Here is a 12116-nt window from a genome sequence, read left to right as displayed (position 1 = left end):
TTTTGAAAAATGAGAGCGGTAGTTCAAAGAGTATCTAAATCAAGTGTAACAGTAAATGGAGAAATTATAGGAAGTATAAATAGAGGGTTAAATGTATTAATAGGTATTTCTAAAGATGATACAATAGAAGATTTGAAATATATAAAAGATAAAATTATAAATTTAAGAATCTTTGAAGATGAAAAAGAAAGAATGAACCTTTCAGTAAATGATATAAAAGGTGAAATACTTATTATATCTCAATTTACTCTTTACGGAGATTGTAGAAAAGGAAGAAGACCTAATTTTATGAATTCTATGAGTCCAAAAGAAGCAGAAGAATTATATAAAAAATTTTTAGAAATGATGAATGAAACCGAACTTAAAATTCAATGTGGCGAATTTGGAGCAGATATGAAAGTTTCTATAGAAAATGATGGACCAGTAACAATTTTATTAGACAGTTCTAAAGAATTTTAATAATACAAGGAGATGGTATAAATGATAATAAAAGCTATCCCAGCAGGAATATATGACGCAAATTGTTATATATTAATTGATGAAAAAACAAGAGAAGGTGCAATAATAGATCCAGGTGGAGATGAATTAAAATTAGAAAGAATAATAAAAGATTTAAATTTTAAACCTAAATTTATTCTCTTAACACATGCACATATGGATCACGTAGGAGGAGTTGAATATTTAAGTAAACTTTTAAAAATTCCTTTTTATATGCATGAAAATGAAGAAAATTATGTTGAAAATGATAGTACTGTTTTTGGTAATATAAGAAAAGCAGATGGATTCTTAAAAGAAGATACAAAGCTTAATATAGGTAATTTAGATATAAAAGTTATTCATACTCCAGGGCATACACAAGGAGGCGTATGTTTTCTCGTAGATGGAAAACTATTTTCTGGGGATACTCTTTTTCAAGGTTCAATAGGAAGAACAGATTTTCCAGGTGGTGATATGAATACAATTTTAAGTAGTATAAAAGATAAGTTATTAATATTAGATGATGGAGTTGAAGTTTATCCAGGACATGGACCAAAAACAACAATAGGTTTTGAGAAAAAAATAAATCCATTCTTAAATTAAGGAGATTTAGTAATGAAGATAAATATAAACCTAAATGAGTTAAAATACAGAATAGATGTATATAATATGTTTAATATTTATTTTCCATTAGATGAATTTAAATTTGTAGATGAAACTTTAAATTATGATTATTTAATAAAAGTCTCTAAGGATGAAGTTATCTTTAAAAAAGATAGCTTCATTTTAAAGAGAAAAAATAATGGAGATATAAAAAATACTTTAAAAAAATGTATTTTTGAAAGTTTAAAAGAATTAACTAAGGAAAATCATCCTTGGGGAATATTAGTTGGAATAAGGCCATCTAAAATAGCTTTAAAGCTTATAAATGAAGGAAAAACGGATGAAGAAATAATAAAGATATTTAAGGAAAAGTATTTAACTGAAGAAGAGAAAACTAAACTTTGCATAGAAGTTGCAAAATCTGAAAAACTTTTTGTAAATAGAGAACAAGGAAAAATATCAATATATATAGGAATGGCTTTTTGTCCTACTAGATGTGTTTATTGTTCATTTTCTTCTAATCCAATAGGAAGTAATAAGAATCTTGTAAACCCTTATTTAGAAGCTTTAAAAAAAGAAATAGATAGTATAAAAAGATACATAGAAGAAAAGAATCTTCAAATAGAAACTGTTTATTTTGGAGGAGGAACTCCAACAGCTGTTTCAGATTTAGAGTTTAAAGATATAATGGAGAGTATTTTTAAAGCCTTTATTAAAGATAAAAATATAAAAGAATTTACAGTAGAATGTGGTAGACCTGATTCTATAAGTAAGGATAAGTTGCTAACAATGAAAAATTATTCGGTAAATAGAATAAGTATTAATCCTCAAACAATGAATAATAAAACTCTTTCTTTAATTGGAAGAGGGCATACAGAAGAGGAGACAGTAAATGTTTTTAAATTAGCAAGAAAAATTGGATTTGAAGATATAAATATGGATATTATAATTGGACTTCCAGGAGAAGGATTAAAAGAAGTAAAAAAAACAGTAGAAAAAATAAAGGAATTAAAACCAGATAGTTTAACTGTTCATGGATTATCATTAAAGAGAGGGTCAACTCTTTATGAGAAGTTTTTACTTAAAAAAGGTTTAGGAATAAAATCGCAAGATGAAATACTAAAAATGTTTGAAGAAAGTACAAAACTCTCTAAAGATTTAGAAGTTTACCCATATTATATGTACAGACAAAAAAATATGGTTGGAAATATGGAGAATTTGGGGTATGCTAAGAAGGGAAAAGAATGTATTTATAATATTCAAATGATAGAAGAAAGACAAACTATAATAGCTCTTGGAGCAGATGGAGTATCAAAAATTGTAAATTTAGATTCAAAAAGAATAGAAAGATACCCAAATGTTAAAGATGTTAAAGAATATATCAAAAGAATAGATAAAATGATAGAGGGTAAAATTAATATTTTAAATACAATATACAATAATTAAGGAGGCAATATAGATGGAAATACAAGCACCTAAAGGTACCAAAGATATGTTACCTAGTCAAGCTTATAAATGGCACTATGTTGAAAATATATTTAGAGAGATATCAAAAAACTTTGGAATAAAAGAAATAAGAACTCCAATTTTTGAGCATACAGAATTATTTTTAAGAGGAGTAGGAGAAACTACAGATATTGTACAAAAAGAAATGTACACTTTTAAAGATAAAGGAGATAGAAGCATAACATTAAAACCAGAAGGAACTGCACCAGCAGTAAGAGCATTTATTGAAAGTAGACTTTTTAATGAGGCTCAACCAACAAAGTTATATTATATAACACCTTGTTTTAGATATGAAAAAGCACAAAAAGGAAGATATAGACAATTTCATCAATATGGAGTTGAGATGTTTGGTTCAAAAGAACCTTCAATGGATGCTGAAGTTATGGCTCTTGCAATGGGAGTACTTAAAAAAGTTGGGTTAAAAAGTTTAAAATTAAATATAAATAACTTAGGTTGCCCAGAATGTAGACCTAAATATAATGAAGCTTTAAAAGCCTTCTTAAAAGAAAATTATGATTCACTTTGTGAAACATGTAAAACTAGATTTGAAAAAAATCCTATGAGAATATTGGATTGTAAAGAAAAAAGTTGTAAGGAAATAACTAAAAATGCTCCTATAATATTAGATTATACTTGTGATTCATGTAATGATCATTTTAGTAAAGTAAAAGAGTACTTAGATGTTTTAGGAATATCATACTCAGTAGATCCAGGTATTGTTAGAGGATTAGATTACTATACAAAAACAATATTCGAAATATTAAATGATGATTATACAGTTTGTGGTGGAGGAAGATACGATAAGCTAATTGAAGAAATCGGTGGACCTGAAATGCCAGCTGTTGGATTTGGTATGGGGATTGAAAGACTTATAGCTACAATAGAAGATGAAAATATTGAAGTTCCAAGAGAAGATGATATAGACCTTTATATATCAGCTAGAGGAGAAGAAGGAAAAATGTATGCCTTTAAGCTTGCTCATAAGTTAAGAGAAATTGGTGTTAATGCAGAGATAAATCATGCAGGAAGAAGTTTTAAAGCAGAAATGAAATTTGCCAATAAAATAGGTGCATTATTTAACTTAGTAATAGGTGACGATGAATTAGGAACTAAAGAAGCTAAGATAAAAAGAATGAAAGATAGAGAAGAATTTAATATAAAACTTGATAATTTAGAAGAGATAAAACAAATTATAAAAAGCCAAAAATAATTTTTTATATATAGATATGGAGGAACGTCACATGGCAGAAGCGTTAAATGGATTAAAAAGAACAATGATGTGTGGTGAACCTAGAGAAAAACATGTGGGTAAAAAAGTTACTCTTATGGGTTGGGTTCAAAGAAATAGAAAGCTTGGAGGATTACAGTTTATTGATTTAAGAGATAGAACTGGTATAATGCAAGTTGTATTTGGAGATGATGTATCTGAAGATATATTTGAAAAAGCTAAAGGTGTTAGAGGAGAATACTGTATTGCAGTTACAGGTGAAATAGTATTAAGATCAGCACCAAATAAAGAATTAAGTACAGGAATGGTTGAGTTAAAATGTGAAGATATAAAAATTCTTTCAGAATCAGAAACTCCACCAATATATATAAAAGAAGATTTAGATGCAGCTGAAAGTATAAGACTTAAATATAGATATTTAGATCTTAGAAGACCAGATATGCAAAATATATTTATGATAAGAAATAGAGCTTCAAAAGCAATTAGAGACTATTTAGATGAAAATGGATTTTTAGAAGTAGAAACTCCAATATTAACTAAAAGTACTCCAGAAGGAGCTAGAGATTACTTAGTACCTTCTAGAAACTATCCAGGAATGTTTTATGCATTACCACAATCACCACAAATTTTTAAGCAATTATTAATGGTATCAGGATTTGATAGATACTATCAAATAGTAAAATGTTTTAGAGATGAAGACTTAAGAGCTAATAGACAACCTGAATTTACACAAGTAGACTTAGAAATGAGTTTTGTAGAACAAGATGATATAATGGCTTTAAATGAAGGATTAATTGCTCATGTATTTAAAACTGTTTTAGGACATGAAGTAAGTCTTCCAATTAAAAGAATGACTTTTGCAGAAGCAATGAATAGCTATGGTTCAGATAAACCAGATTTAAGATTTGGAATGAAAATACAAAATCTTACTGAAGCTGTTAAAGGAGTAGATTTTAAAGTATTCTCAGATGCTATAGCTAATGGCGGTTCAGTTAGATGTCTTGTTGTAGAAGGCGGAGCTTCTATGGGAAGAAAGGATATAGATAGATTAGGTGAATTTGTTAAAACATATAAAGCTAAAGGATTAGCTTGGATAAAGAATAAAGAAGATGGAATACAGTCACCAATAGCTAAATTCTTTAAAGAAGAAGAAATGCAAAAACTTTTAGATGCTTGTTCAGCTAAACAAGGAGATTTAGTTTTAATATTAGCAGATAAAGATTCTGTAGTACTTCAAGGGCTAGGAGCTCTAAGATTAGAATTAGCTAAAAAATTAGATTTAATTAAAGATAAAAATGAATTTAATTTTACTTGGATTACAGAGTTCCCATTATTTGAGTATAGTGAAGAAGAAGAAAGATATACTGCATGTCATCACCCATTTACAGCTCCAATGGATGAAGATTTAGATATGATAGAAACTGATCCTGGAAAAGTAAGATCAAAAGCATATGATTTAGTATTAAATGGAGAAGAACTTGGAGGAGGTTCTATAAGAATTCATGATGCAAAACTTCAAGAAAGAATGTTTAAAGCACTTGGATTTACTGAAGAATCTGCACAAGAAAGATTTGGATTCTTAATAGATGCATTTAAATTTGGACCACCACCACACGGAGGTTTAGCATTTGGATTAGATAGAATGATAATGTTCTTAGCTGGAACTGAAAATATAAAAGATGTTATTGCGTTCCCTAAAAATCAAAATGCTTACTGCTACTTAAGTGAAGCACCAAATATAGTTGATGCTAATCAATTAGAAGATCTTGGAATAGCTATTTCAGTAAAAAAAGAAGAAGAATAATTAAAATACCCCTAAGTATATAACTTAGGGGTATTTTTAGGTAGAAATTTCCTTATTATAATTTGAATAGGACAAGCTTCTTTTAGAGAAAATAAATCTTGTATGATATTAAAAGGAGGAATAAGAATGAATAAAAAAATTAAAAGAAGCTTGATATCATTATTATTATTTTTAGGAGTATTTGGAGTTACTGCATTTGCAAATCCTATGAAGCATAATATGTTTATGGGAGAAGTAGTAAAAGTACAAAAGTGCGAAGGTAGTAAAGAAACAAAACTTTTAGTATGTGGATACTTAAAGGGATGTGAAATAACTAAGACACAAATGATAATTACAGTTGATAAAGATACAGAAGTTAAGGATTCTTGCAATAAAAAAGAGAAAGATATTGAAATAAAACAAGGAGACATGATTGGAGCAGCTTTAGATGGAAAAATAACAAAATCAATTCCACCACAAGCAACAGCTAAAAAAGTATATGTTTCTAAAGGTAAGCCAGGAAATAAAAGAGAAGATGTTAAAACTGAATCAACTGATGCAGTAAGAGTAGAAAATGCAGAAGATAAAATAGAGGAAAAGAAATCAGATGATAAAAAAGTAGAAGCTCCAAAAGCAGAAGAGAAATCTGAAGAAAAATCTGAATTAAAATAATAGTTTAAGATATAAATTAAAAGAGGCTAAAAAGCCTCTTTTAATTTTGAAAAAGTTCCAAAAAAAAGAGAGAAGAATAGAATATTAGCAAAAAGAAAATTTGGAGGAGAAAATGAAAAAAGTAGATTTACACATTCATTCTACTGCATCAGATGGAAAATTTACTCCTGAACAAATAGTTGCTTTGGCTAAAGTGAAAGACATTTATTATATATCAATAACTGATCACAATACTATAGATGGAGTTGAAAAAGGAGTAGAAGAAGGAAAAAAAATTGGATTAAAAGTAATCCCAGGAATAGAGCTATCAACAAGGTTTAAAGGACGTCAAGTTCATATATTAGGATATTTTAATAAAGAAATCTATAAAAATAAGAAATTTATAAAGGCAATTACTTTTATACAGAAGAAAAATGTATATCAATTAAAATCTATATTCAAAGATAAAATAAAAGTAAGGAAAGGACAGAAAAGATTAGAATTATCCGAGGGAATTAAATTTTTGAAAATGTTTGGAGCAAAAGTAGTTCTAGCTCATCCTGGTAAAATAAAACGAGAAAATTTAAATGATATTATAAATCATGATTTCGACGGAATAGAGGCTATACATCCTAGACATAATAAAGTTGAAATAGAATATTTTAAAAATATAGCTAAATCTAAAGGAATGTTTTATACTGCTGGAACTGACTTCCATAATATAGTTAAGAAAAATGTAAAACATGGAATATTAGGAGAATTATTTTTAGAAGTAAAAGATATTAATGATATATTAAAGTTTTAAAATAAAAAGTATTTATAAACGCATAGAAAATTTCTGATTTAATACTTTTTTTTACAAGAAATATTAAGAAAATATTATTTTATTCTAAAAGTTACAGAAAAATTAAAATAAAACTTTATGATTAGATAAAAATGGTATAAAATAAAGAGAAAGAAGAAAAATCAGGGGATGTGAACAAATGAAAAAAAATAAAGCAGTTGCATTGGTATTAGCGGCTTCAACAAGTGCTACATTAGTTCTTGCAAAAAATGCAATAACTTCACATGCAGATACTTTAAATACATCAAATACCAATATAAAAAACATGAAAACTTACACAAATAAAGGGCAAGTCGTAAATGTTACTTCAGATTTGAGAGTTAGACAAGGTGCATCAATAGATACACAAATTTTAGGGTATCTTCAGCCTGGAAGTATCTTTAATATAGCTAGTAAAGAAGGAAAATGGTATAAAATCCAATATAATAATAGATACGGTTATGTCTATGGAGAATATGTAAAAGAATTAAATGGAAATAATAAAGATAAAATAGATTTGAAATCTAGTGAAGGTAAAGTTGTAAATGTTGAAACAAATTTAAGATTTAGAAGTGGACCTTCATTAAATTCAAGAGTAATTGGATACTTTACGAATGGACAAGTTGTTAAAGTAATTGGAGAGACTAATGGTTGGTATAAAATAAGCTATCAAGGTCAAGAAGGATATTCAGATAGTCACTATATAGAAGGATTAAATGGGAATAAAATTATAGTTGTAAATGAACCAACAGATAAAACTGTAAAAGATATTACAACAGGAAAAGTTACTAATGTACAAACAGATTTAAGAATAAGAGAAAGAGCAACAACTCAAAGTAATATTATAGGAAGATTACATGAAGGTAATTTAGTCAATATTATTGGAAAAGATGGTGACTGGTACAAAATAAATATAAATGGTAAAACAGGATTTGTTTGTGCGGATTATATAAATGTTTTTAATGTAAATGATATAGCACCAAATATAAGTGTGAATAATAATACACAAGCATTTAACATTCCTAATAATAATGAAAATAATAAATCAGTGCAAAGTGAAAATAAAGTAAAAGCACAAAATAATGTTAGAGATTTAAATGCTAACAGTGTAGTTAAATATAATAATACTAAAGACCAATATAAAATAGATAGAGAAACTTATAAAGTTAAATCTAATAATACAGTAGTTAATAAACCAGAAGTAAAAATAGAGACAGTTAGCGCACAAAAAGTTGTTAGAAGTCTTAATGAAAATGGAAAAGTAATAAATGTATCTTCAGCATTAAGAATAAGAAGTGGAGCTTCAACAAATTCTTCTATAATAGGATTATTATATGATGGAAGTACTGTTAAAATAACAGGAAAAGAAGGAAATTGGTATAAAATAGATAATAATGGAACAGTAGGATATGTATACGATTCTTATATACAATTATCTAATGGACAGGTTTCAAATACTAATAATACTAATGGGAATAGTTCAAATGCTACAACAGCAACATCTAATAATAATAATAATACTTTTGTTCCTGAAAAAGGATATGGAGAAGTTGTTAATGTATCTTCAGCATTAAGAATAAGAAGTGGAGCTTCAACAAATTCTTCAATATTAGGAATTTTAAATGATGGTGAAACATTCCAAATATTAGGAAAGAGTGGAGATTGGTATAAAATATCTAAAAATAATCAGGTAGGATATGTTTTTAGTGATTATGTTAAAATAGTAAATAGTGCTGAAGTAAACCATAATAATGCAAATAATAATAATACAAACAATAGTTCAAATAGTAATACAAATAATTTTCAATCTGAAAATGCAGTTGGACAAGTTATAAATATAGAATCAAATTTAAGAATTAGAACAGCGCCAAACACAGATTGTTCAGTAATGGGATATCTTTTAAGTGGACAACAAGTTAAAGTTACTGGAAGACAAGGAAATTGGTATAGAATAAATGTAAATGGTTCTACTGGATATGTTTATAGTTCATATATAAAGATTGTAAATGGAAATCCTAATGATATTCATAATGAAACAAATGATATTAAAAATAATTCTGGAGAAATTACTTATAGTAATAAATATGGACAAGTTATAAATATAGAAAGTTCATTAAGAATAAGAAGTGGAGCATCATTAAATTCATCAGTAATAGGCTATCTTTTAAATGGACAAGGAGTTAAAGTTTTAGCTCGTATCGGAGATTGGTATAAGATAGATAATAATGGTCAAATAGGTTATACAAGTGCAAATTATATAAAATTATCTGATCATATGATAAGTAATAATACAAATAATAATAATTCTGTAAATAATAACAGTTCTGTAAATAACAATAGTGGAAATTATAGTGCAAGTTATGAAAGATTATATACATTATTAAAAGATCAAATAGGATCACCTTATCTTTGGGGAGCAGAAGGACAATACGTAACTAGCTCAAGTCTTCAACAATTAAAAAATGAATTTCCAACTGCTGCAGCAGAAGGGAGATATGATATTCCATCTCAATATATAAATCATGGATATAGAGGATTTGATTGTTCTGGACTTGTAGATTGGGCATTTAGTCAACTTGGAATTTCAGTTGGTAGAACAACATATCAACAAGTTAATGCAGGAAGAGCAGTTCCTTTAAATGATGTAAGACCAGGAGATTTATTATTCTTTAAAGATGCAGTACATGTTGGAGTATATATAGGAAATGGAAAATGGATAGTAGCTCCTCATTCGCATGCGTATGTAACAATTCAAAATGTTCCTTGGAATTTAGTTGGTTGTGCAAGAAGAGTTTTAAATTAATATATTTATATAAAAGGATATTGCTTTTTAACAATATCCTTTTATTGTTTTTTGTATTAAAATGTAAATGTTTTATTGTAATTAAATTTTAAACAAAACAATTAAAGTGTTTTTAAATAAAAAAAAATATCCTATAATATGGAAAAAATAAAAATAAGGGTTTATAATGAGACTATAAATTTTAGGGGTAAAATATTAAGGGGGAGAGGATTTATGAAAAAAGTTAAAATTGCACTTTTAGGACTTGGAAATGTAGGTCGTGGAGTTTGGAAGATATTAAATTCAAATAGAGATGAAATAATGAAGCGTTCTGGTTATGAAGTTGAAGTTTCTAAAATACTTGTTAGAGATAAGAATAAAGAAAGAGGATTTGAAATTGATAAAAATTTATTAACTACAGATTTTAACGAAATTTTAGAAGATAGTTCAATTAAAATAGTAATAGAGGTTATGGGAGGAATTGATCCAGCTAAAGAATATTTAGTAAAATGTATAGAAAGAAAAAAACATATAGTTACTGCTAATAAAATGCTTATTGCCACTCAAGGTGATGAATTATTTAAAAAGGCTGATGAAATGGGAACAATGTTTCAATATGAAGCTTCAGTTGCAGGAGGAATTCCGATAATCCAAGGAATTAATGAAAGTCTTACAGCAAATAAAGTAGAAGAGATGTATGGAATAATAAATGGAACAACAAATTATATTTTAACAAAAATGGAGCTTGAAGGTTTAGATTTTGATGATGCATTAAAAGAAGCACAAGAAATGGGATATGCAGAAGCAGATCCAACATCAGATATTGAAGGATATGATGCACAATATAAATTATCAATATTGTCTTCTTTAGCTTTTGGAACAAAAATAGATATAGAAAATGTATATAGAGAAGGAATAACAAATATAAAATCAATAGATATGAAATATGCAGGAGAGTTTGGAATGGTAATCAAACTTCTTGCTATAGTAAAAGATAAAAATGGAAAACTTGAAATGAGAGTTCATCCAACAATGATACCTAAAAAACATCCTCTTGCAAATGTATATGATTCTTTTAATGCTGTACTTATAAAAGGTAATGCAGTTGGAGATTTAATGTTCTATGGTAGAGGAGCAGGAGATTTACCAACAGGAAGTGCTGTTGTAAGTGATATGATAACCATATTAAAAAACAATATAGATTTAGATAACATAAATCCAGTAGTTAAGAATAATCTTTGGGATAAAAAGTTTAGAGATATGAGAGGGGTGGAAAGTAAATATTATATAAGGATAAGAGTTTATGATGAACCAGGAGTATTAGGAAGAATAACTACTCTTTTTGGAGAAAGTGGTGTAAGTTTAAGATCAGTTATTCAAAGAGGCCAAGAAAAAGAGGGAGTTGTTACGCTTGTACTTATAACTCATTATACAAAAGAATGTCAAATTATTGAGGCAATTGATGAAATTTATGAACTTATTTCGGTTAAAAAGATAGATAATATAATAAGAATTGAGGATTTTAAATAAAAATTCAAAAAGCTTGCTTTTTTGTTAATGGCAAGCTTTTTTATTTTTATTTTATTGAGAAACTTTGTTTAAAATTTACATCAAAAAAATTTTTAATAAGGTATAATATTATTCAGAAAAATTGATAATAATTTTGAGAAATAAAGAGGTGGCATACTGTGAAAAAAAATCTACTAAAAATAATAGTAGGGGGATTAATAATAGTTGTATGCATAGGGGCATATATTTTTACGAGACCTAAAGAAGAACCGTGGAAATATACAACAGGACAGATAAATACATTAAAAAGTTTTTTCAATAATCAAATAGCACCAAACAATTTAAATCTTTTTACACAATTGCAATCTAATAACTTAACTTATATGATAACGGAAAATGACTATGGAGAAAATCTTTTAGCTTCCCTTGGAATTTGTTATAGTGATTATTTTAATGAAATGATAAAAGAAACATATTATTATGAAGGCGGAAAAGTTAGTAAAAGTGATTATATAAATGATCTTGTAAATTTAGACAAATATATAACTAATACTGGACAAAGTTTAGGTTATGTTTTTCAAGTAGGTTCAAATGAGGAAATAAAAAATACATTAAAGCCTTTTGATATAATTTTGAAATATGGAAGTCCTTATGATAAGGAAAAATGTAAAGAGTTAATTAGAATAATAAAAAGTTTTAAAGAAACATATAATGAGTATTCAAATAATTATATACAGTATGATATATATAATGG

The 12116-nt window shown here is 27.2% G+C and carries 10 protein-coding genes; all 10 read left to right on the top strand.

From position 1 onward, the window contains the following. The first annotated feature begins 9 nt into the window (after positions 1 to 9). Positions 10 to 459: a D-aminoacyl-tRNA deacylase gene (dtd, locus tag CLTHE_RS06255; RefSeq protein WP_002597872.1), complete on the top strand. Its 450-nt coding sequence runs from the start codon at positions 10 to 12 to the stop codon at positions 457 to 459. A gap of 21 nt (positions 460 to 480) precedes the next feature. Continuing rightward, the gene (locus CLTHE_RS06250) at positions 481 to 1080 is read left to right on the top strand and encodes an MBL fold metallo-hydrolase (RefSeq protein ID WP_080022495.1); all 600 of its coding nucleotides are present in this window, start codon (positions 481 to 483) and stop codon (positions 1078 to 1080) included. Between the two features lie 12 nt (positions 1081 to 1092). After that, positions 1093 to 2526, top strand: coding sequence for a coproporphyrinogen III oxidase (locus tag CLTHE_RS06245; RefSeq protein ID WP_080022494.1), 1434 nt, complete (start codon positions 1093 to 1095; stop codon positions 2524 to 2526). A gap of 13 nt (positions 2527 to 2539) precedes the next feature. Further along, a complete protein-coding gene (gene hisS, locus CLTHE_RS06240; protein ID WP_080022493.1) occupies positions 2540 to 3796 on the top strand; it encodes a histidine--tRNA ligase in 1257 nt (418 codons plus the stop codon). A 31-nt stretch (positions 3797 to 3827) separates the two neighbouring features. After that, positions 3828 to 5618 carry an aspartate--tRNA ligase gene (gene aspS, locus CLTHE_RS06235; RefSeq protein WP_080022492.1) on the top strand — a complete coding sequence of 597 codons (1791 nt, stop codon included), beginning with the start codon at positions 3828 to 3830 and terminating at the stop codon, positions 5616 to 5618. Positions 5619 to 5744: 126 nt separating this feature from the next. Next, entirely contained in the window at positions 5745 to 6269 is a 525-nt protein-coding gene (locus CLTHE_RS06230) for a hypothetical protein (RefSeq protein ID WP_080022491.1), read from the top strand. A gap of 112 nt (positions 6270 to 6381) precedes the next feature. Next, positions 6382 to 7053: a PHP domain-containing protein gene (locus CLTHE_RS06225; RefSeq protein WP_080022490.1), complete on the top strand. Its 672-nt coding sequence runs from the start codon at positions 6382 to 6384 to the stop codon at positions 7051 to 7053. Between the two features lie 178 nt (positions 7054 to 7231). After that, on the top strand, positions 7232 to 9874 hold the full coding sequence (locus tag CLTHE_RS06220) for a C40 family peptidase (protein ID WP_080022489.1): 2643 nt from the start codon (positions 7232 to 7234) through the stop codon (positions 9872 to 9874). Between the two features lie 213 nt (positions 9875 to 10087). Then, positions 10088 to 11383, top strand: a complete 1296-nt coding sequence (locus CLTHE_RS06215) for a homoserine dehydrogenase (protein ID WP_080022488.1) — start codon at positions 10088 to 10090, stop codon at positions 11381 to 11383. Between the two features lie 158 nt (positions 11384 to 11541). Then, a partial coding sequence (locus CLTHE_RS06210; RefSeq protein WP_143324036.1) for a hypothetical protein occupies positions 11542 to 12116 on the top strand: 575 nt, incomplete at its 3' end.

Source organism: Clostridium thermobutyricum DSM 4928 (genome assembly GCF_002050515.1).
Classification (GTDB): Bacteria; Bacillota; Clostridia; order Clostridiales; family Clostridiaceae; genus Clostridium; species Clostridium thermobutyricum.
The sequence above is the reverse complement of the archived record's forward strand: the minus strand, read 5'-3'. Positions and strand labels throughout refer to the sequence as shown.